The organism is Vagococcus hydrophili (assembly GCF_011304195.1).
Taxonomy (GTDB): Bacteria; Bacillota; Bacilli; order Lactobacillales; family Vagococcaceae; genus Vagococcus; species Vagococcus hydrophili.
The window spans coordinates 560,098-582,059 of sequence record NZ_CP049887.1; the positions used below are offsets into that span (position 1 = coordinate 560,098).

Here is a 21,962-nt window from a genome sequence, read left to right on the forward strand (position 1 = left end):
TATCTTATGGCTGACCTGCCATTAATGTCCATCTTATTTTGCCTTCATAGCTTCCTGCTTTCAGTTCATCTTTTGCTTTAAACTTCAATTTAATGCCATCACTTTGTGGGGTTGTGCCCCAAGTATCAGTCACGTCAACCTTGCTTTGATTCTCTTGTTTTTGTACATAGATATTTTGAGAATTACTAGACAATTCTAATTCTGAATCACCTGTTTTATAAATAACTTTTCCAGCTAACTCTTCTCCATTTGACATTAGTGGGGATGCTAATGTCGCGGAAAGAGTCCAACCATCTGTTGCTTTAGCACGTGTATCTGAAACTACTAATCGATCATCAATTGAGGGGTTGTCGACTGTCATATTTTTTGCTTGATAAGTCACCTTTCCAAAATCAATCGTTTTGGGGGCTGAAATTAAACTTAAACCACCTAAAATAGGGGTTTTAACTTCATTCGATTGACGGGAAATTGGAACTGATTCACCGTTAACAATATAATAAGCAGTCATGTTAGCTTTAGTTTCAATCACATCTTCAGTTTTAGCATCTTCTTTAACTGTAGCAATATATCTCACTTTAAAATCGTCACTATTAACAACTGATTCTGTTAAAGAAACTTTAATTGCGTTGGTTTCTGGAGTATATTGACCAACTCCAATGACTTGATTTTGACTGTTAATAACCTTAATATCTCTAATATCTTTTAGCTTTGGATCAACTGAAATACTCAGGTTGACATTTGTATAATTATCTTTGATCATTTCAGCAGAATATTTCATTCCACTACTTACCTGTAACGTGTAGGCTATATCTTCTCTTTGGGAAACTCCTGTTGTATCTGCGGTAAGTTTTAAATCAAAATGAACTGATTTGTAAGTAAATGTAACTATTAAAGGTTTATCTTCAACTGAAATTTTTAAACTTCCGTCTGGGGAAAGACTTTGTTTAGAGTCATTAACTTTTGCTGATGTGACTTCAAATCCTGGTACTTTTAAAGAATTCACTGTTTGCTCTGAGTTTGAATCGTATTCAGTAATTGATTCTTTAGCTATCACTTTTCCAGTTTCATCTACATGGTTCACTGTTACTTTTTGTTTATCTAAAAGGTATATTAAATAAACGTCGATATCTAAACCATTATTAAATTCACCTTTAATCGAACTACCTTTAGTCTCATCCACTTTTACAAATTTGTAATTAGTAATATCTCTAATCTCATCTGTGTAATCGTAAGTTTGCGTTTCAAATCCAGTTTTTTCAACAACATTTGCTACTTCTTTTCCTTTTTCATCTACATAATGAATGTGGGCTTTTCTTTGTTCCAAAACTTTTACGGGGACGGTAAAAGTGGCGGTTAGTTGTGATGATTTACCTTTTAAAGTAACCTCAACACTATCTTGCCCTTTGTTAGAAAAGACTTTGCTTTGAATATTACTAATTTCTACTTCATCACCTTCAAAAGCACCATCAAAGTCAGTAAACAAATCTGTAACGTCGTATTTTGACCAATCTGTTGTTGATGAATACTGTGCAACAGTCTGTTCTTTAGGAGTCGCAGTCACTCTTGCTTTTAGCCTGGCATCAGCTTTTCTTGAATCAGAGTAATTAGTATTCGTCTTATAGTATGTACTCGCTGGAAAAACATAGTACCCATTGTTATAATATTCTGACTTTTTAACATCTGATTTTACTTGTCCTGAGATATTGATTCGATAAGAATTATCAACAAAACCAGCACTAGATAGTAATCCACTATTAACAATAAAACCTATTTGATTCGTCTCCGGCGACCTATAAGCTAAATCAAAAGCATTAGAAACTGTTTTACCTTGGATATCTTTTACATTGTATTGAATGTTGTTAATATCCACTGCTTTATCTAACGTTACGAATAAAACATAAGAGGTAGGATAAAAATTAGGTTTCGCTTGAATCGGCATGTCTTGTATCACAGTATAAGCTACTTGATTACTTTTAGGATCTTCGTTAGTGTGACCCATAATCTCTGGATAAGGTAGTTCTAATTTAGTAATCGGATCTAATTCATATTTGAAATATGAGGTACTACTTTTCAAGGTTGTCATAGTAGTATAAAATACTCCATATCGTAAATCTAATAAATTAGTAAAGTTAGTATCCGGGGTTTCAGCCGCTCCATTTGTACCTATAGCAGTAATTTGATTTAGATTCGTACTATATTGAATAGATGTATTATCGTAAACATACAACTGATGAGAAGTATTAGCGTTGACTGTAACTGACTTGTACGAATTAACTCGACGATAGTTCCACATACCTTTATAGTCGCTAACTCTTACTTCTGTTCCTGATTTTAAAAACTCATACTCAAAATAAATATCTGTGTTTTTTCCACCACCACCATTTCTAAAGTGGAGGAAATTATCATCTTGTTGCTTCTTGGTACTTTTGTAAGAAGGCACATATAGTTGAACATCACCTGTTGAACTGTTATTTCCATTTTTATACCCTAGATTAATTCTTAAATCAATATATTCACCTTGATAGATAGCAACTCTATTTAATCTAACGGAACTATTTTTATTCGGTGTAGAGGACATGATATTTTTATTAAATCTAACACTATTTGCTCCGTTTGCTTGGGCATAGTTCTTATTATTATTCGCATCATTTGTTGTTCCTCTAAAAGAGTAATACATATCTTGTGATATCCTCAACTGAGTAGAATACTCTCCAGATATTGTACTTCCATCTGTTGCTTCTCCAGTTTTATTGTTGATGACTTTAATTCCAGGTAGATTAGCTAATGAGGGGGCAGCCTTAACTGTTACACTTTGAAGCAGCACACCACAGATAACTGTCGTAACAATCAAATAAAACTTCAAAAACCTTTTTTTATATATTTTCCTTTTCACTTAGGCTCTCCTTTCTTCCTTTTTTGTATATAAATTCTACGCTTTATGAACGAAGAAGTATACATAATCCTCATATCAAACATCATTATAGACACTAACAACATAAAAATAATATATACGTGTTGTTATCAAGGCATAAACATAGTATAAAATTTATACGTTTAAAAAACAACCTTTTTTTAATAAATAACAAAAATTAAATTTTCAACGTTATAAAATCCTTTCATTGACACCATTTTATTTTTTATAAAATAATGTGTTTTAAATACATTTTTTAACGCCTAATTTACTTAAATTATTTTTTTATGTAACTAACTCAATAAATGTTGCAACTAACCCACAAATTATTTTCATGATAAACTAATTTTGCTATTCTAGGGTTGTAAGGAGGAGGACACATGAAATTAAATATTACGTATTCAGAAGAAAAAAATCAAGAAGAGATTGAGATTATCAGTCACCCAAGTAATCAGTCATTTTTAAATCAATTAACTAAAAATTTCAATCAACCACAAACTTTGATTGTCACACAACCTAGCAATAATAGGCAAAAAATTATTGCCATCTCTGATATTGAAGCAATTACAGCATTAGGTCATTTATCTAAAGTAACTCTGACAAATCAAGAGAGTTATTTTTACTCTAAACGAATTAAAGAATTAACCTTTTTAAATCAGCACAACTTATATCAAATTAATCAATCAACTTTTATTAATCTAATGTGTGTGACATCTTTTCAAGTTGAAAAACACGCTCGTTTAGAAATTCTAACTCACAGTCAAACAAGTTATATCGTTAGTCGTCACTATGTTAAACAAATTAAGGAGAGGTTATTATGTTCAAACAATTAAAACAATCATTCATTCAAACAACGTTAGGTTCTACTGTTTGGGTTACATTCTTAGCCACACTAGTATTTCACAAAAAAATGGTTCCTTTTAACTTTTTCTGGCACATCCTAGCGATTGGTTTTTTATTTGGAATCATCTTTGGTGTGTTCTATCCTTATCTTTGGCAATACGCTACCCTAAAAGCAGGGACAAATATTGCGATTAGTACTCTTGTGAATGTCACTTTCGGCTGTTTAGCTGTTTATCTCTTTTCACCAGAGATGTTTTCATTCATTCAACCTTATCTTTTGCTTTTTGTTTTATTGACGTTTATCGGGCATTTAATTGCTTATTACTTCTATTCAAAACATGAAACAAAAAAACTAGCCAATGAATTAAATCATTTATTATCCTAAATAAAAAAGGAAGAGTCTGTGAATTCATCTCACAATCTCTTCCTTTTTTCCTATCATTATTCTGTGGATTTTAAAGCCTCTATCATATCCACTTTGATTAATCTTCTGTGCATAAAGAACATAACTATTAGAGAAAATAGGATCGTCAACAATGCCGAATAAAGATAACTAATTCCATGAATGTCTGGTGGGAACATCATCATATCAACTTCTGCCGTTTGGAGAACAAATCCGTGAAGTAATTTTCCTAAGACACATCCCAGTAAAATTCCTAGGACTGTTAAAATATTATTTTCCCTGTAAACATACATCGTCACTTCTTTATTATAAAAACCTAACACCTTAATGGTTGAGAGTTCTCTAATTCGCTCCGAAATATTGATGTTAGTTAAATTATATAGGACAATAAACGCAAGCATCGCCGCTGAAACAATCAATACCCAGACCACAATATTCAAGCTTCCCATTGTATCATCCATCGCTTTACCAATTTGGCTTGTAAAACTCACATTGATTGCTTTTTTAGTATTCATTAGTTGTTCAGCTAATTTTTCTTCCTCTTGTTGACTCAACTTATCTTTAAACGTCAACAAATCAACATTGTACTTTGGCTTTTCACCAAATGTCTGCTCATAAAATTTAGGTGTCATATAAATAAAGTGCATGGCATAATTTTCAACGATATGACTTATTTTAACTTCCTTTTCATCTTCGCCACTACCTTTTATTTTCAGACTATCCCCTTCTTTTAATCCATACAGTTTTCCTAATTTTTCATTAATAATAACTCCTGAGTCATCTAAAGAGTATAACTTACCTGATGCACGGTCCTTAAAGGTAATAAAATCATGGAGATTTTTTGTTTCCTTTGGTGTATCCACTACTACTTCTTGCTTTTTATAGCCATCATTTAAGACTTCTACCGTTTTTTGAGATAAGACTAAATGGGACTCGTAAACAGTTAAAGCATCTCTCTCTTTTTCATACTTATTCGTTTCTTCCTCTGTAGCATCAGGGTTATAAACCACTGTGGCATCATAGTGCCAAATTTTTGAAAACTGGATATCAACAATGTCCCCGATTGAATCCTTTAATCCGAATCCTGTAATAATCATTGCCATACATCCTGCAATACCTAAAACCGTCATTAACATTCGCTGTTTGTACCTAAATAAATTCCGCGCTGTTACTTTTTGATTAAAGTTAAATCTTGACCAGATGAAAGGTATCTTTTCTAGTAAAATTCTTTTACCTGGTTTTGGTGCTTTAGGCCTCATTAGTACAGAAGGCGTACTTAATAAATCGACTCTTAAAACAATCATTGATGATAACACTGTACATAGAAGTGCCACTACAAGTGATTGGATTGAGTAACTTGGATAGTAAGTGATAATCACAGGTGGCAAGTTATACAAACTGCCATATGCATTATAAATAACTGATGGGAAAACATTAAAACCAATAACAAGTCCTAATAAACTCCCTATCACACTAGCTAATACCGCATAAACTATAAATTTTTGAGCTATTTCAAAATTACTGTAGCCTAATGCTTTAAGCGTGCCTATTTCACCCCGTTTTTCATCCACCATTCGAGTCATGGTGGTTAAACAAATCAGTGCAGCAATCATGAAGAAAAATACAGGAAAGACAGTTGCAATGGAAGAAATACGGTCCGCGTTGTCTTTATATTCTGTGTAAGCAGGATTAACATTCCGATCTTGATAAACATATTTAATATCCTGTAGAGAATCAACTTCATCTTCCTTTTTCTCTAAGTCAGTTTGTTTGCTTTGAAGTGTTTTTTCTTCTGAATTTAATTTTTCTTCTTGTTCTGCTAAACTTTTTTCAGACGTTTTCAAAGCTTCTTTCATCTCTTGTGGAACTGGTTGTCTCATTTTTTCAGCTGTTGTTACTTGCTCACTTTGGGTACTTAACTCTTTTTTAGCCGTTTCTATTTGCTGTTTAGCATTCGTTAATTGGTTTCTACCTGTTTCAAGTTGTTCTTTTCCTTCTTGAATTTGGGCTTTTCCATCTTGGTATAATGTTTTAACGCGTTCTTTTTGAGATGAATCTAATTGTTTTTTTAGTTCTTTTTGATTGGTTTTTACTCTTTTTTCATACGTCTTACTATAACTTTCTAATTTTTCAGTGTTTTTATACGTCACATAAAGCTCAGTAAAAACATCAAGATTAAAATCTGTGGTGGGGACAATACCAAAAATATCCACTGAGCCTTTACCAACATTGGTATTTCCTCTAGAAACTTGATCAATATACATAGGACTATTAATTAAGCCAACCACTTCATAATTTTCTGTTGTTAGTTTATCCTCTGTTGTTTGAATGGTTATTTTATCACCAATTTTATATTTTTTAAGCTCTTTAGCTCTATTATCTAAAGCAATTTCACCAGTTTTTTCAGGAAGTTTTCCTTCCAATAATCTTGGTTGATTTAGTTGTTGTTTTTGGTCATATGACATCAAACGAATGACGGTATTCTCGGTTTTTTCTGTAGCATCTATGGTGTAGCTACCTTCAGCTTGTTTTACTTGTTTATTTTCTTTCACTAATTCTAACTCTTTATTTTCAAGACCAATGGGGGAGACGACTTTACTATCCATTAACTGCTGATCTTTATAATAAGTATCTGCCGTGTGAATCATATCTGGTCCTGTTGCTTTGATTCCTGCATAAAAACAAACACCTAATAAAATAATTAGTAGAATTGAAAAAAATCTTGCTTTAGATTGTAGAATCTCCCTAATATTGGATTTCCTTAAGGCTTTTTTACTCATTCATATCCCTCCTACCATTCTATTTCTTCTACTGGTATAGGATGTTCATTTAAATCAATACTTCTGACTTTAGCATCATTCACTCGAATCACTCGATCTGCCATTTTAGCTATTTCTGAATTATGAGTAATCACAATGACCGTTGTCTTCTGTTTACGGCAGGTATCTTCTAATATTTTCAGTACTTGTTTTCCTGTTTCAAAATCTAAAGCACCTGTTGGCTCATCACACAACAGGAGTTTAGGGTTTTTAGCTAAAGCTCGAGCGATCGCCACTCGTTGTTGTTCTCCCCCTGATAATTGGGAAGGAAAATTAGCTTTTCTGTGATCTAAGTTAACTAATGTTAAAACCTCATCCACATCAAGTGCGTTAGTTGAAACTTGAGAAGCCAGTTCTACATTTTCTCTTGCCGTTAGATTAGGAACTAAATTGTAAAATTGAAACACAAAACCAACATCTAGTCTTCTATAGGTCGTTAGTTCTTTGGCATTATGTTTAGCAATATCCACACCATCTACAATAATTTGACCTTCATCACAACTATCCATACCACCTAGTATATTAAGAACCGTTGATTTTCCTGCTCCACTAGGTCCTAAAATCACAACGAACTCCCCTTCTTCAATGGAAAATGATACGCCGTTGTTGGCAACAATCACGTTGTCCCCCATATGATACCTTTTAAATACATCTTTCACTTCTACATAGCTCATCATGACACCTCACTTTTTCTTATTTACTAATTATATCAAAGTAAATTGGTTTTTCTAAATAAAATCCGTTTTTTATGAAGAAAACTATAAAACGAACTGTTGTTCTTACTTTCTTTATCACGTATAATGATGGTAGATAAATTAGGGGGAAGACAATGGCAAAAAAGAAGCAACATAAACAAAAACATCCGGCATCACTTTTAATCGGTTTAATTATTCTTTTAGGATTAGCTTTTGCAGGCGTTCAGTTACCAGATTTTTTAAATGATTTTTTACTACCTGGTAACACAAAACCAACCAGTCAAAAGACAACTCAAGCACCTAGTAGCCAATCTGGTGATAATCCGGGACCGATTGAGCATGGGGATGCGACTTTTACTCAAGAAGAGATGAAAGACAATAAAAAGGGCTGGATTCATTACGGAGAATACGATCAATTTGATCGCCCGACAACGGCTGAAGCTTTAATTACACCTGCTATGATTGGAACTGGAACGGGAGCTAAACAGGACATCCGACCACCAGGATTTATTTCAGGAACTGATCCAAATAATCATTCAAGAGGTCATTTAATTGGTCGCCAACTCGGTGGTAGTGGTGAAGATCCTAAAAATTTAGTCACACTTTATCAAAACCCTGTGAATACGCCTTTTATGACGAAGTATGAAAACATGGTCCGAAAAGCAGCTGATAACGGTGAAACCATTCGTTACCGAGTGAAACCAATTTACGAAGGTGACATTGGTATGCCGACTGCCGTTCAAATGGAAGGTAAGGGTTTAAATAAACATACGAAAATTAACTTCAATGTTACGATAGAAAATAAAAAATAGGAGGTTTGCGTGATGTTTAAGGAATTAGAAACTGAACTTAAAACAGCTGAACCAAAAGACTTCTTAACTCTTTTGAAAGAAAAAGAAATATCAGATTATAAGGGGTATCTACTATTCAATCTAACCAATATAGAAAGCAACTTCTATCAAAATCTTGAATTTTTAAAAGACGATGATATTTGGTTACAAGAGGAACTTAAAGATTATGCGATTGTTGCTCAAACCATTGATAATGACTATGTTCTTGCTACAGACACCTCTGTTTTGGTTATTCCTTATAGCTTAAATAAAAAGGATAGTGAGTTTTTTGAGTTAAGTTCTATTGACTTTTTCATTCAGTTAGAAGAAAAAAATTTAAATAGTAATATTTTAGCTAGTTAGAAAGACAAAATTTACAAATCAAACATCCAAATAATAAGCAAAAGAACTCAAAACCACTCAGCATTTTTGATTGATTTTGAGTTTTTCTACTTGCTCAGCAGTAACCGATTTTTTTAAATTAGGTTTCAAAAATAAACTTATGCTATAATGGTTCCAATTTAATTAATTTTTAGGAGGAATGCTTAATGGGATTAATTGTTTTAATCGGACCGCACGCTGTTGGAAAAATGACGATTGGGAAAGCGCTTGAAAAAAGAATCGATGGGAAATTATTATTTAATCACCAAACTATTGATATTTATGCTAATTTTTTAGGCTATACCAAGGAGACTTTCCGTTTATCAGATGACACACGTTTTAATTTATTTGAAAGTTTTGTTAAGACACCTAAGACGAATACCACTAAAAATATTATTTTTACTGTACTTGCTGATTTTAGCAGCTCTTATGATATTGAGTTTCTCCATAAAATTGCTGCTATCTTTCTGGCAGAAAATCAAGATGTTTTCTTTGCGGCACTGCAAGCTGACATGGCGACGCGTTTAAAGCGAAATACTCATGAAGATCGTTTAAAAGCCAAGCCTTCAAAAAGAGATCTTGAATTTTCAAGAAATGAACTTCTGACCAGTGTTGATAAGCACTGTTTAGAAATTGATGATTCCAAGCTTAAGGAATTATTCCCAGAAATACCTACACTAACAATCAATAACACAAAGCTTTCAGCAGAAGAGGTAGCCACAAAAGTTATTCATCATTTTAAACTAGACTCCCGTTAACAGTGTCACATTCTGACATCATTAATTGCTATACTATAGTTATCATTCTCAGGAGGCGTTTTATTTGAAATATTTATTTTTAACTTCATCATTTATAGATAGTTATCAATTTTTAGAAGAATTTACTCAAGAGTCGATCAAAGGAAAAAAGATTGTTTTTATTGATATTGCTAGTCAGGTTGAAGAAAATTCTGACTACATAGAAGAAGGTATCAATCTATTAAAAACTCTAGGAGCTCACGTGACTCTTCTAGATAAAGACAAGCATAATTACGAAGCATTGGTCCGCGAAACTGATTATATCTATGTCGCTGGTGGTAACACTTTTTATTTACTTCAAGAACTCAAAAAAACAGGTTTAGACAAATTAATCATTCAACATATTGAAGCTGGTAAACTTTACATTGGTGAATCAGCAGGTTCTATTATTATGGCAAAAGATATCTCTTATATTAAGCACATGGATGACATAAGTATGGCACCTGAGTTAGCTGATTATACTGGATTAAATCAAATCGATATCTCTCCTGTTCCTCATTTAGAGAACGAATATTTAGATGAAGCTGTTCAAACTATTTTAGTAACTGAAAAAGAAGTTTGCCAGTTAACCCCGTTTCGCGATAATGAAGTCTTAACCTATAAAAATAATAAACTAAAAAAGCTAAGTTAAGGCGTAGTCCCTAACTTAGCTTTTTATTTATCCTAAAATCGTTAATTCTTTTGGATAGTGATTTAAATTCTCACAGCCATCTTCTGTCACAATCACTAAATCTTCAATTCTAACGCCCACTTCACCTGGCACATAAATCCCTGGTTCAATTGAGAAAATATTGCCGACTTTGGCTTTTGTATGATTTGCCCCTGAAACATCTCCTGCTTCATGGCACTCCATCCCAATAAAGTGACCTGTACGGTGTGTAAAGTACTCACCATATCCTTTTTCAGTAATATAATCACGAGCAGCTGCATCAATTTCAGCAAATGTAACTCCTGGTTTTACTTTTTCTATGGCACGCTTGTTCGCTTCAAGAACAGTCTCATAAACTTCACGACTTTTATCTGATACTTCTTTGTAGAAAAATGTACGAGTCATATCAGAACAGTAGCCGTTTTTCATACCACCGATATCGATAATAATGCTATCACCAGCCGTTACAATACTATCATCGTTCATGTGATGAGGGTCTGCTCCATTAGCACCGTAAGCCACGATTGGGTCAAATGAAAAGCCTGAATTACCTAATTCTTTATAGATAGTAGCTAATTTTTCAGTCATGGCAAGTTCCGTTAATTTCTCAGGAACTAAATCTGCCAACTTACCAACAGCTGTATCATTGTCTCTTGATACTTCACGCATTTTTTGTTTTTCATCTTCTGATTTAATGGCACGAACATCATCGGTAATCTCTGAACTTAAGGCAAAATGACTCACTTCTTTGCCAACTTTTTTCATTAAGCCAAGTAAAAATTCTGCTGCCCAATGTTTATCTACAGCAATAATTTCATCATGATTCAGTTGATCAGCTAACACACCAATGCCTTTTCCTTCGTCGATATCATCCACTTTGACCACTGGCATGCCTAAATCTGATGCTGGAATTGGGAATAATTTGTTGATCACAGCCACATGTTCTCTATTTTCTTTAAGAACCAACGCAGCTAATCTTTCACCTGGTTCGATCATTTTTCCGGTTAAGTAAAAAATGGTCATCGGATCTGAAACGATTAGTTGGGGCATATTTCTAATTTCCATCTCTTTTAATACATTTTCTAATCTTTCCTTATACATCTTACGACCTCCTTAATTTAAAAAAGTAGCTTGAGAAAAATCCCAAACTACTTTTTCTTACACTTACTATTGTACTTGAAAACGACACTCGCCGTCTAGGTAAGTTGCTTCTAAATCTAATGCATCTGATAAAACAATAAAATCTGCAGCGCGTCCGCGAGTGATACTACCACACACATCGTCCATTTTACAACTAACAGCAGGAACGTAACTTGCCATCATGATTGCTTCTTCTGGGGTTGCGATTCCCCATTCAACCACATTTTTAACCGCTTCTTTGAGTCTTAAAATACTCCCTGCTAAATTACCTTCAGCCATACGAGCTGTTCCATCTTTAACGGTTACTGGGAACTCACCTAACATGTAATCTCCATCAGGCATACCACCAGCCATCATACAATCTGTAATCAAGGCAATGTGATCATGTCCCGCTTTTTCCATTAAAATATTAGCCGCATCTGGATGCACATGATGTCCATCACAAATCAATTCAGAAAAGACGTGTTTTAAATTCATTGCGGCACCAACCATTCCAGGTTCACGGTGATTTAAGCCACGCATGCCATTAAAGGCATGAACAAAGACACTGGCACCACATTCAACCGCTTCGCTGGCTTCAGCTAATGTAGCATTACTATGTCCAAGGGCAACGACAACACCATTATCAGTCACTTCTTTTACAAAGTCAGAGACACCTTCACGCTCTGGTGCTAAGGCGATTTTTTTGATAATTCCACCTGATACTTCTTGCCATTCATTGAATATGTCAATATCTGGATCAGAGAAATAACCAGGATTTTGAGCGCCTTTGTATTCTTCTGTAAAGAACGGTCCTTCAAAGTAAATCCCTTGAATTTTCGCACCCTTCACATCTTGATAAACCTCACCAATCGTTTTAGCAACCGTTGTTAACTGTTCACGGCTAGATGTTAACGTTGTTGGTAAAAATGACGTCACACCACAAGACAATAAATCTTCAGACATTTGCTTAATACCTTCAGCATTTGCGTCCATCACATCATTATTTTTAAACCCATGAATATGAGTATCCACTAGACCTGGGGCAATCCATTTATCTGTATAATCAATGACTTTTTCTGTTTCTTCTGGTTTTTCTTTCGTTACTTTCCCAAAAATACCATCTGTAATATCTAAAAATCCAGGGCCTTCTGTCCCACTTGTTAAGAAAAATTTATCTGCATAGATTACTGTTTTCATTGTCAAAACTTCCTTCTATATTTGTTACCTTAAACCTATCACTAAATGCTTTTTTCGTCAAGGATTGGTCTATACAATACATGTGAATGAAATTTCATAACTGGATATCGAACATACGGACTATTTTTCTGATTTAATTTTGTTTAAATGACTTTTTTTATACAGAAATATGTTATAATTATGCCATTCATTCGTTCGTTACATTCATTATTAGTTACATAACTTAGTACAGATGGGAGCGCTAACCTTTGGAAATTAATAGTAAAGTAAACTTCGATTGGCAAGGTAGCCAATTTGAAGGAATTATTGAAAAAGAATACGAAAATTCAGTCCTATTAGCTGTTGTTAATCCAACAACAGAATTAAAAGAAAAATATTTAGGACGTTTGGTAGTTAGTAAAAAAACTTGCCAACAAGTTGGTTAATTTTAACTTTGAATAACAAAAAAACAAGCTGAAAACAGGGTCAGCTTGTTTTTTTTTTATTTTTGACGGTAATTTTGTAAAAAGTCTCCTAATGCGTCTGTGGTCATTTTTAATTCATCTACTTTAGGTAAATAGACAATCCTAAAATGATCTGGTGTTGGCATATTAAAGCCTTTACCATGGACTAGTAAAACATGTTTTTCATGAAGAAAATCCAAAACAAATTTTTCATCATCTAAAATATTAAATTTTTTCGTATCAATTTTAGGGAAGATATAAAATGCTGCTTTTGGTTTTTTTGCTGTAATTCCTGGAATCTCATTTAAAGCGTTTGTGATGAACTCTCGTTGCTCATAAATCCGTCCACCAGGAAGTAATAGCTCATCTACGCTTTGATAGCCACCTAGAGCTGTTTGGATAATTTGTTGAGACAAGACATTCGAACATAGTCTCATAGATGCCAACATATTCAAGCCTTCAATGTAGCCTCTCACATGTTTCTTTTCACCACTAATAACCATCCATCCACATCTAAACCCTGCTACTCGGTGTGATTTGGATAACCCATTAAAAGTAATGACACATAAATCGGGAGCAAGGGTCGCAATCGAAATATGCTCTAAACCATCCATCACCAAACGATCATAAATTTCATCAGAATAAATAATTAATTGATGTTCTCGCGCTACTTTCACGATTTCTTCTAGTAATTCTTTAGGATAAAGTGCTCCTGTTGGATTGTTTGGATTAATTAAAACAATCGCTTTTGTGCGACTTGTAATCTTACTTTTTATATCAGCAATATCTGGATACCACTCGGCTTCCTCATCACATACGTAATGAACCGCATTTCCACCGGCTAACGTCACAGCTGCTGTCCACAATGGGTAATCGGGCATAGGAATTAAAATCTCATCTCCGTTGTCAATCAACCCTTGCATTGACATTGTAATTAACTCACTGACCCCATTACCTGTATAAATATCATCGATATCAACATTTGGAAAGCCTTTTAATTGGCAATATTGTTGAATCGCTTTTCTTGCTGAAAAAATTCCTTTTGAATCAGAATACCCTTCTGAATGTCTCGCATTCGTAATCAAGTCATCAATCACTTCGTTGGGTGCTTTGAACCCAAACGCTGCTGGATTCCCTGTATTTAATTTAATGATATCAATGCCACGTTTCACCATTTTATCGGCTTCTTCTAAAACAGGACCTCGTACATCATAACTAACATGATCTAATTTTGACGATTTATTATAAAATTTCATCCTTTGTCCTCCCAAAGTGATCTGTGTTTCTTTTTCTAAAATACGCTTACTCTCATCAATTTGCAACTTTTTTTTAATAATATGACTAAAATTTATATTTTAAGAATGCCATGTTATATTAGCTTCTGCACAAATATCCTCACCTACAGTTACTTGATGACGACTAGTATTATCCTCGTCTTGTTGATAACTGCTTGTAACGACTTCACCATATCTAATTTCTTTATTAAATTTAATCGAAACACTACTAGGTCGTTTTTCTGTTAACCAATCAATCTCTAATACATCTATCATCCAATCTAAATAAATCGCATTATTAACATGTTGATTGTCATCTATATCATAGTATCTCACACTGTATTCTTTACTTTGAGTAATTTCTTCAACTGGTAATACCTTCTCACCACGTTTAATTCGTTTAATTTTTTCTGATTCAAAAGGAGCAATAATCTCATCTAAGACACTACCCATTTTGCGCTCTTTAAGATCCATTAAGGCAAATGTTGTTTCCATCGTCACGCATTCATTGCCTTCTTCGTCTAAAATCCAAAAATTACGATAACAGAAAAATTTATTATAGTTCGCAGCTTCTGTTCCTAGAGTTACTGTTTCGCCGGCTACTGGTAAACGTTTAATTGAAATATCATGTTGCAAGATAATCCATCCTAATCCAAACGTATGTACATAAGCATCACTTACACCTAATGACTTACTTTGATTACCAGAAATTTGAATTAAAATTTTTACTAATGTTGGTATTTTTAAATAATCACTTCGATCACATTCGTAAGAAGGAATAACGTATTTTTCTGTGTATTTTTTTGCCACTTTATTTACCTCTTTTTTATTTTATTAGTTATACTCCCTATCATACCAAAAAAAATCTCTTTCATGCTACCAATTTACTTTTAAGAAACTTCCTCTCTTGTAACCCTTATGATTGCTTTGTCTGAGTAATACAAGTAAAATATAAAATGAATATTACGATTAGAAAGTAGGCTATGCTATGTCACAAGATAACAAAGCGTTATTTATTATATTTGGCGGTACCGGAGATTTAGCGAAAAGAAAACTTTATCCTTCATTATTTAGACTGTTCCGTAAAGGAAATATTAATAAACATTTTGCAGTCATCGGAACAGCTCGTCGCGAGTGGTCAGATGACTACTTTAGAGAAATCGTAGCAGAGTCGATTGAATCATTACAACCAACACAACAAGAAATCACAGATTTTACTTCTCACTTCTACTATCAAGCACATAACGTGAATGACACAGCTGAATACCAAGTATTAGGAGATTTAGCTAATCGTTTAGATGAGGAATACCAGTTAGATGGTAATCGTTTGTTCTATCTAGCTATGGCTCCAAGATTCTTTGGCACAATTTCAAAACATATAAAATCAGAAAAAATCATGACAGAAAATGGTTTTAGTCGCCTAATCATCGAGAAACCTTTTGGTACAGATTATGAAACAGCTGAGTTATTAAATAATGAAATAGGCGCAGCTTTCAAGGAAGAGCAAATTTTCCGTATTGATCATTATTTAGGAAAAGAAATGGTTCAAAATATTTCAGCCGTTCGTTTTGGCAATAACATTTTTGAATCTCTTTGGAATCATAAATACATTGAGAGCGTCCAAATCACTTTAGCTGAAAGTTTAGGTGTGGAAGAGCGCGGTGGTTATTACGATCAAAGTGGTGCCTTAAAAGATATGGTTCAAAATCATATTTTACAAGTCGTTTCGCTCCTTGCGATGGAACCACCTACTATTTTTTCAGAAGAAGCGATTCGAACTGAAAAAATCAATGCTCTAAAAGCAGTCAGAGTTTACGATGAAAAAGAAGTCTTACACGCAGTTGTTCGTGGACAATATGCTGAAGGTAAATTAGGTGACAACTCATTTGCTAGCTACAAAGACGAACCTGGTGTAGAGGAAAACTCTCAAACGGAAACATTTGTCGCCGCTAAGTTTATGATTGATAACTTTAGATGGGCAGGTGTGCCTTTCTACGTTCGAACAGGTAAACGCCTCACAGAAAAAGGAACTCGCATTAATATTGTCTTTAAATCAACACCAATCAACGTTTTTAGAGAAGCAAGTAATGATCCTGCTGATTTACCTGAAAATATCTTAACGATCTATATTCAGCCAACAGAAGGCTTCTCATTAACCCTTAACGGTAAAGAAATTGGTGACGGCTTTAACATTGATCCCGTGAAACTTGATTATCGTCATTCACAAGAAAACCTAGACAACAGTCCAGAAGCCTATGAAAAATTAATTCTTGATTGTCTTAAAGGTGACGCGACAAACTTCACTCATTGGGATGAAGTGGCGACTTCTTGGAAAATCGTAGATATCATTCGCCATACTTGGGACAAAGAAACAACTCCGATTCCTACTTATCCAGCAGGTTCAATGGGTCCAAAATGTGCCTTTGATTTACTTGAATCAGATGGACACAAATGGGTTTGGGAACCAGATGCGTGGTATAAGGAACAAGGTTTAATTAAATAATAGAAAAGGGACTGTGACATAAGTACGTCACAGTCCCTCTTTTACAAACAAAACGGTGTCACAGAAGTAGCTTCTTCGGAAATAAGCCGAAAATCACAAAAATTTAAAAAGCAATTTTCGTAATTTCCTTCTTATCTCTTGAAGCTGAACACTTCTGTCACAACCTCTTTACTCTAATCCATCCACTAATGCTTCTGGGAAGTTCTCTTCAACGATCGTTGCACATCTGTGACATAGGTTGCTTAATTTTTCATGACTACCCACATCTTCTTTGACCCCACGACAACGTTGACAAGTTTCACCTTCTGCACGTTCAACTAAAACTGACATATTATCAAACTTAACAGCTTTTTCGGAAACCTCAGCATTAACTGAAGCCACTTCAAAACCTGAAACAATTAATACTTGTTCTAAGTTTGCATTTAAAGCTTCTAATAACACTTTAACTGGTTCACTTGGGAAGATAGTCACTTTAGCTTCAAATGATTTACCAATTAATTTTTCAGTACGCGCTTCTTCTAGAGCTTTTAAGACATTATCGCGAACATCCATGAAGTTACTCCATAAATCTAGAATTTCATCTTGATCTGGGTAAACTGTAAATCCTGGAAGCTCAGCTAATTGAACGAACTCTTCTTCTTCCTGTAAATACTCCCAGATTTCTTCTGCTGTATGAGGTAAGATTGGTGTCATTAATTTTGTTAATGCCACTAACACTTCATAGAAGACAGTTTGCATCGCACGACGATCGTAATTATCTTCTGCTTCAATATAAACCACATCTTTAGCAAAGTCTAAGTAGAAAGCTGACAATTCATTGTTACAGAAGTTAACTAATCTCTTATACACAGTTGAGAATGAATAACTATCATAACCCTTTTCTCTAATTGTTTGGATTTCTTGATTCAAGCGAATCATCATATATTTATCCACAGAACGTAAATCGTCATATGCCACAGCGTTTGCTTTTGCGTCAAAGTCAGATGTATTAGCAAGTAAGAAACGCATCGTATTACGGATTTTACGATAAACTTCTGCAATTGAGTTCAGTGTATTCATATCAACACGTACGTCTGATTCATAATCCACACTAGCTACCCATAAACGTAAGATATCAGCACCTAATTGGTTAGTTACTTTACCTGGTTCAATGGTATTACCTAATGATTTACTTTGTTTACGGCCTTGAGGATCTAAAGTGAATCCTTGTGATATAACAGCTTTATATGGAGATACGCCGTTAATCGCTACACTGGTTGTAATACTTGAGTTAAACCAACCACGGTATTGATCAGATCCTTCTAAATAAAGATCAGCTGGGAATGACAAGTTATCACGACCACGTAAGACAGCTTCGTGTGATGATCCTGAATCAAACCATACATCCATGATATCTGTTTCTTTAGTAAACTCGCCATTTGGACTTCCTGGATGAGTAAAGCCTTCTGGTAATAAGTCTTTGGCTTCACGTTCAAACCAAACTCTTGATCCATGTTCAGCAAAAAGATTAGCTACATGTTCAATAATTTCTGGTGTAATGATTGGTTCTTCATTTTCAGCGTAAAAAATTGGTAATGGCACACCCCACGCACGTTGACGAGAAATTACCCAATCTCCACGGTCGCGAACCATGTTATAAAGACGTGTTTTACCCCATGGGATAATCCAATCCACTTTTTCAACTTCAGATAAAATATTATCTCTAAATTTATCAATTGAAGCAAACCACTGAGCAGTCGCTCTAAAGATAACTGGTTTTTTAGTTCTCCAATCATGTGGATAACTATGTGTAAAGAAGTCTAATTTAAGCAAAGCGCCTTTTTCTTCTAACAATTCAGTAATCATTGGGTTGGCTTTATCGTAGAAAATCCCTTCAAATCCAGGAGCTTCAGCCGTGAAACAGCCTCTGTTATCCACAGGAGATACCACATCTAAATTATATTTACGCCCAACAATGTAGTCATCCTCACCATGACCTGGTGCTGTATGAACTAAACCAGTCCCTGCATCCAGTGTCACGTGATCACCTAAAATAAGTAATGATTCACGGTCGTAGAATGGATGTTGAGCTGTCATATTTTCTAACATTTCACCCTTGAATTCTTCTAAAATTTCAGGATTTTCCCAACCAATCGCATTAGATACTGTCTCTAATAAATCTTTAGCTACAACATATTTTTTACCTTCAACAGCCACAATCACATAAGCAAAATCTTTATTTACAGTAATGGCTAAGTTTGCTGGTAACGTCCAAGGAGTTGTTGTCCAAATAACAAAGTTAACATCATCTGCTAATTTACCTTGGCCATCTTTGATTTTGAATGCTACATAAATAGAAGCTGATTTCACATCTTTGTACTCAATTTCTGCCTCAGCAAGTGATGATTCACTTGATGGTGACCAGTAAATTGGTTTTAAGCCTTTATAGATATAGCCTTTTTCAGCCATTTTACCAAACACACGAATTTGTGCTGCTTCGTAATCTTTCGTTAAAGTAACATATGGGTTGTCCCACTCGCCACCAATACCTAAACGTTTGAAATCTTCTCTTTGTGTATCAACTTGCGTTAAGGCATACTCTTCACATTTTTTAAGATACTCTGCACGTGACATTTCTTTACGTTTAACACCTTTGTTTGTTAATACTTGCTCGATTGGTAAACCGTGAGTATCCCAACCAGGAACATAAGGTGATCTAAACCCAGCCATTGATTTAGAACGAACAATGATGTCTTTACTAATTTTGTTTAACGCATGACCTAAATGGATATTACCATTCGCATAAGGAGGTCCATCATGTAAAATAAAAGTTGGTTTACCTTCATTTAATTCTTGACGACGCTCATAGATTTTTTGTTCTTCCCAGTTTTTTTGCCATTCTACTTCTCTGTTAGGCAAGTTGCCTCTCATTGGAAAACCTGTTTTACCTAAATGTAGTGTTTCTTTTGTTTTCATACACACATTCCTCTCTTTTAAAAAAAATATATAAAAAAAGACTCCTCCCTAAAAAGGGACGAAGTCTTCGTGTTACCACCCATGTTTAATACTGGATTAATCCAAGTATTCTCTCTCATGATAACGGTCTTTAACCGGCTACACTTACTTGTCTTTCGGAAGTAGCATTAAATGAAGGATCTTTCCTATACTAGAGTCTTATCAGGTTTTCACTATCCCTGACTCACTTAAAAGAATAACACAGGCTTTTCTATTTCATTTTTTATTTTACGCGACTACGGCTAGCACGTTCTGGACGGCCACCTTTTTTAGTCTCTTCTTTTACTTTATCTTCTTTTTTAGCAGGTTTCTCTTCTGGTAATACAATTTCAGTTGTTTCCTTAAATTCAGGTTTAACTTCAATTGCTACAGCTGTAGGATCACTACTGTTTGCAGATTCAACAGCGTCAAGAACTTCTCTAAATGCTGTATGACTACTATCCACATAAGCACCAAATGGTTTTAATAATTCATCCCACTCACCACTTTTTACAATTTGTAATTGTGATTCTAACAACACAGATAAGTTTCTGTGGAAGACACGTGTTTTTTTCTTCAAATCATCTGTTTCAACAGCTAATTGACGAGCACGTTCACTTGCTTCAAGTAAAATTTGGTTCGCTTTGTTTGTTGAACCTGTGATTAATTCTTCACTCATTTTATTTGCATGAGCTAAAATATCTTCAGATTGTGCTTGTGCTTGTTGAATAGCCAAGTCACTTTCTTTTGTTGCATTTTCTTTCAATTTGTCAGCTGTATCTTGTGCCACAATAATTGATTGATTTAATGAATCTTTTAATTCATTGAAGTAACTTAATTTTTCTTCGGCTTGTTTTGCTTGTTTTTCTAGTTCTCTGTTTTCAGATACTAATTTTTCTACATCTAATGCGATTTGATCTAAGAAATCATCTACTTGATCTTTGTCATATCCTTTAAATTTCGATGCAAAACTCTTACTCGTAATATCGATTGGTTTTATTGACATTCTTTCACCTCATAAAAAAGTTACTTTCTTAAGACACGAATGCTTAAGCGAACTTTATCTTTTTTTGTTTTTCCATGTTCTTCAAGTATTTGAATTCGTCCTAACTTTCTCACTGATATAATATCAAGATAATCGACGACATAATCCACTCGCTCTGTTTCGACCCAATTAATTTTGACTCGGTTTGATTCTACTACTTGTTTGGCTCTTTGCCTAGATATATTATATACTGTGGAAATAATATTATCAATTCTTAAGGAACTGACTGTTAAAGACTCTTCTTGCCATTCATTCGTTGGAATCAAAAGATCAGTATACGCTATTTTTTCAAAGCGAACACCAAAGGACCCAATTTTATCCACTTGATTCACAATGTAATTCGCCATAGAGTCTTTAATAAATACTTGCCACCTAGAGCCATCAGTAATAATATCACCAATAAACTCTCGTTTGACGCCAGTACTCATTAATGTACCGAGAATTTTACCATGGCTCAATGAACCAAATTTAGTTGGGTATTTTATTTCATATACTTCAATTTCGTAATCTTCTTGCTGTGGTTCATAATAACTTGGATAAATCACTGCACATTGCCGCTCAGAATTTTCAAATCCTCCAAATAAAGAAAAAGTGATATCACTTTTTGTCCCTATTAAGCTACTTAAAATAAACGCTTCTCTTGGGTTTAAAAACTCAGTAACATAAGGTGCGTATTGATTTTCTACTTGTTCAAACCAACTAATCACATTATCAATAAAAGGATGCTCGTCCTTGCGAAAATGCTGATACACATTAGCTAGCAAAAAACTCACATCCTTTCTCATTTAAAAATTAATAACCGAAAAATATTCGTGTTATCAGCATAACAAATCCTTTACTTGCAAGTTGTAATGCAACAACTGCTACAATGATTGTAAAATCTATTGGACCAAATGACAAAGGCAAACGGTCAAATAAACTTAAGTAAGGTCTGCTAATTTTTATAATAAATTGTCCTATTGATGTTTCATATGCTCCTGGAAACCAAGATAGTAATGCATATGCCACAAGTACAAAGGAATAAATTTCTACTACTTTAAGAAATATCATTAAAAGATTCATAATTAACATAAATGT

General features: G+C 34.1%; 19 protein-coding genes. 8 read left to right on the top strand and 11 right to left on the bottom strand.

What is annotated here, in order from left to right:
• Positions 1–4 precede the first annotated feature (4 nt).
• Entirely contained in the window at positions 5–2,893 is a 2,889-nt protein-coding gene (locus tag G7082_RS02630; RefSeq protein ID WP_166033641.1) for a MucBP domain-containing protein, read from the bottom strand.
• A gap of 398 nt (positions 2,894–3,291) precedes the next feature.
• On the opposite strand from G7082_RS02630, the gene G7082_RS02635 reads away from it, so the two are divergent.
• A complete protein-coding gene (locus tag G7082_RS02635) occupies positions 3,292–3,744 on the top strand; it encodes a LytTR family DNA-binding domain-containing protein (protein ID WP_166033643.1) in 453 nt (150 codons plus the stop codon).
• A complete protein-coding gene (locus G7082_RS02640; protein ID WP_166033645.1) occupies positions 3,729–4,139 on the top strand; it encodes a hypothetical protein in 411 nt (136 codons plus the stop codon). Before G7082_RS02635 ends, G7082_RS02640 begins: the two co-directional genes overlap by 16 nt.
• A 56-nt stretch (positions 4,140–4,195) precedes the next feature.
• On the opposite strand, the gene G7082_RS02645 is transcribed toward G7082_RS02640, so the two are convergent.
• Both G7082_RS02645 and G7082_RS02650 read right to left on the bottom strand, forming a co-directional pair.
• Positions 4,196–6,937, bottom strand: a complete 2,742-nt coding sequence (locus tag G7082_RS02645; RefSeq protein WP_166033647.1) for an FtsX-like permease family protein — start codon at positions 6,935–6,937, stop codon at positions 4,196–4,198.
• Positions 6,938–6,948: 11 nt separating this feature from the next.
• Positions 6,949–7,650 (bottom strand): ABC transporter ATP-binding protein, encoded by a 702-nt coding sequence (locus G7082_RS02650; protein ID WP_166033649.1) that lies wholly within the window; start codon positions 7,648–7,650, stop codon positions 6,949–6,951.
• Positions 7,651–7,805: 155 nt separating this feature from the next.
• Between G7082_RS02650 and G7082_RS02655 the strand changes: the two genes are divergently transcribed.
• The 4 genes from G7082_RS02655 (at position 7,806) to G7082_RS02670 (ending at position 10,310) form a co-directional block, all read left to right on the top strand.
• The gene (locus G7082_RS02655; RefSeq protein WP_166033651.1) at positions 7,806–8,483 is read left to right on the top strand and encodes a DNA/RNA non-specific endonuclease; all 678 of its coding nucleotides are present in this window, start codon (positions 7,806–7,808) and stop codon (positions 8,481–8,483) included.
• A 12-nt stretch (positions 8,484–8,495) separates the two neighbouring features.
• Positions 8,496–8,864, top strand: a complete 369-nt coding sequence (locus G7082_RS02660; protein WP_166033652.1) for a hypothetical protein — start codon at positions 8,496–8,498, stop codon at positions 8,862–8,864.
• A gap of 185 nt (positions 8,865–9,049) precedes the next feature.
• Positions 9,050–9,640: an AAA family ATPase gene (locus G7082_RS02665; protein WP_166033654.1), complete on the top strand. Its 591-nt coding sequence runs from the start codon at positions 9,050–9,052 to the stop codon at positions 9,638–9,640.
• Between the two features lie 64 nt (positions 9,641–9,704).
• Complete coding sequence (locus G7082_RS02670) at positions 9,705–10,310, top strand: Type 1 glutamine amidotransferase-like domain-containing protein (protein ID WP_166033656.1); 606 nt, start codon at positions 9,705–9,707, stop codon at positions 10,308–10,310.
• Positions 10,311–10,337: 27 nt separating this feature from the next.
• Here G7082_RS02670 and G7082_RS02675 read toward each other — a convergent pair whose 3' ends face one another.
• Both G7082_RS02675 and nagA read right to left on the bottom strand, forming a co-directional pair.
• A complete protein-coding gene (locus G7082_RS02675; protein WP_166033658.1) occupies positions 10,338–11,429 on the bottom strand; it encodes a M24 family metallopeptidase in 1,092 nt (363 codons plus the stop codon).
• 66 nt (positions 11,430–11,495) lie between these two features.
• Positions 11,496–12,647: an N-acetylglucosamine-6-phosphate deacetylase gene (gene nagA, locus G7082_RS02680; RefSeq protein ID WP_166033659.1), complete on the bottom strand. Its 1,152-nt coding sequence runs from the start codon at positions 12,645–12,647 to the stop codon at positions 11,496–11,498.
• A gap of 248 nt (positions 12,648–12,895) precedes the next feature.
• Here nagA and G7082_RS02685 point away from each other — a divergent pair, with 248 nt between their 5' ends.
• Entirely contained in the window at positions 12,896–13,072 is a 177-nt protein-coding gene (locus G7082_RS02685) for a DUF2187 domain-containing protein (protein ID WP_166033661.1), read from the top strand.
• Positions 13,073–13,128: 56 nt separating this feature from the next.
• Here G7082_RS02685 and G7082_RS02690 read toward each other — a convergent pair whose 3' ends face one another.
• Together G7082_RS02690 and G7082_RS02695 are read right to left on the bottom strand one after the other, a co-directional pair.
• Positions 13,129–14,346: a pyridoxal phosphate-dependent aminotransferase gene (locus G7082_RS02690; protein ID WP_166033663.1), complete on the bottom strand. Its 1,218-nt coding sequence runs from the start codon at positions 14,344–14,346 to the stop codon at positions 13,129–13,131.
• A 99-nt stretch (positions 14,347–14,445) separates the two neighbouring features.
• The gene (locus G7082_RS02695) at positions 14,446–15,174 is read right to left on the bottom strand and encodes an acyl-[acyl-carrier-protein] thioesterase (RefSeq protein WP_166033664.1); all 729 of its coding nucleotides are present in this window, start codon (positions 15,172–15,174) and stop codon (positions 14,446–14,448) included.
• Positions 15,175–15,352: 178 nt separating this feature from the next.
• On the opposite strand from G7082_RS02695, the gene zwf reads away from it, so the two are divergent.
• Positions 15,353–16,867, top strand: a complete 1,515-nt coding sequence (gene zwf, locus G7082_RS02700) for a glucose-6-phosphate dehydrogenase (RefSeq protein ID WP_166033666.1) — start codon at positions 15,353–15,355, stop codon at positions 16,865–16,867.
• A gap of 168 nt (positions 16,868–17,035) precedes the next feature.
• Here zwf and ileS read toward each other — a convergent pair whose 3' ends face one another.
• The 4 genes from ileS to G7082_RS02720 all read right to left on the bottom strand — a co-directional run bounded on the left by ileS (position 17,036) and on the right by G7082_RS02720 (position 21,956).
• A complete protein-coding gene (ileS, locus tag G7082_RS02705; RefSeq protein ID WP_166033668.1) occupies positions 17,036–19,822 on the bottom strand; it encodes an isoleucine--tRNA ligase in 2,787 nt (928 codons plus the stop codon).
• 262 nt (positions 19,823–20,084) lie between these two features.
• Entirely contained in the window at positions 20,085–20,846 is a 762-nt protein-coding gene (locus tag G7082_RS02710; RefSeq protein ID WP_166033670.1) for a DivIVA domain-containing protein, read from the bottom strand.
• A gap of 20 nt (positions 20,847–20,866) precedes the next feature.
• Positions 20,867–21,649: a YlmH family RNA-binding protein gene (locus G7082_RS02715; RefSeq protein ID WP_166033672.1), complete on the bottom strand. Its 783-nt coding sequence runs from the start codon at positions 21,647–21,649 to the stop codon at positions 20,867–20,869.
• 28 nt (positions 21,650–21,677) lie between these two features.
• Complete coding sequence (locus G7082_RS02720; protein ID WP_238842684.1) at positions 21,678–21,956, bottom strand: YggT family protein; 279 nt, start codon at positions 21,954–21,956, stop codon at positions 21,678–21,680.
• Positions 21,957–21,962: the final 6 nt, after the last annotated feature.

What these genes read in the sequence shown, in the direction of transcription:
- G7082_RS02720 (WP_238842684.1), bottom strand. Translation starts at nt 21,956, where the DNA reads ATGTTAATTATGAATCTTTTAATGATATTTCTTAAAGTAGTAGAAATT.
- G7082_RS02690 (WP_166033663.1), bottom strand. Translation starts at nt 14,346, where the DNA reads ATGAAATTTTATAATAAATCGTCAAAATTAGATCATGTTAGTTATGAT.
- G7082_RS02665 (WP_166033654.1), top strand. Translation starts at nt 9,050, where the DNA reads ATGGGATTAATTGTTTTAATCGGACCGCACGCTGTTGGAAAAATGACG.
- G7082_RS02645 (WP_166033647.1), bottom strand. Translation starts at nt 6,937, where the DNA reads ATGAGTAAAAAAGCCTTAAGGAAATCCAATATTAGGGAGATTCTACAA.
- G7082_RS02660 (WP_166033652.1), top strand. Translation starts at nt 8,496, where the DNA reads ATGTTTAAGGAATTAGAAACTGAACTTAAAACAGCTGAACCAAAAGAC.
- G7082_RS02640 (WP_166033645.1), top strand. Translation starts at nt 3,729, where the DNA reads ATGTTCAAACAATTAAAACAATCATTCATTCAAACAACGTTAGGTTCT.
- G7082_RS02710 (WP_166033670.1), bottom strand. Translation starts at nt 20,846, where the DNA reads ATGTCAATAAAACCAATCGATATTACGAGTAAGAGTTTTGCATCGAAA.
- ileS (WP_166033668.1), bottom strand. Translation starts at nt 19,822, where the DNA reads ATGAAAACAAAAGAAACACTACATTTAGGTAAAACAGGTTTTCCAATG.
- G7082_RS02650 (WP_166033649.1), bottom strand. Translation starts at nt 7,650, where the DNA reads ATGAGCTATGTAGAAGTGAAAGATGTATTTAAAAGGTATCATATGGGG.
- G7082_RS02635 (WP_166033643.1), top strand. Translation starts at nt 3,292, where the DNA reads ATGAAATTAAATATTACGTATTCAGAAGAAAAAAATCAAGAAGAGATT.
- G7082_RS02675 (WP_166033658.1), bottom strand. Translation starts at nt 11,429, where the DNA reads ATGTATAAGGAAAGATTAGAAAATGTATTAAAAGAGATGGAAATTAGA.
- nagA (WP_166033659.1), bottom strand. Translation starts at nt 12,647, where the DNA reads ATGAAAACAGTAATCTATGCAGATAAATTTTTCTTAACAAGTGGGACA.
- G7082_RS02655 (WP_166033651.1), top strand. Translation starts at nt 7,806, where the DNA reads ATGGCAAAAAAGAAGCAACATAAACAAAAACATCCGGCATCACTTTTA.
- zwf (WP_166033666.1), top strand. Translation starts at nt 15,353, where the DNA reads ATGTCACAAGATAACAAAGCGTTATTTATTATATTTGGCGGTACCGGA.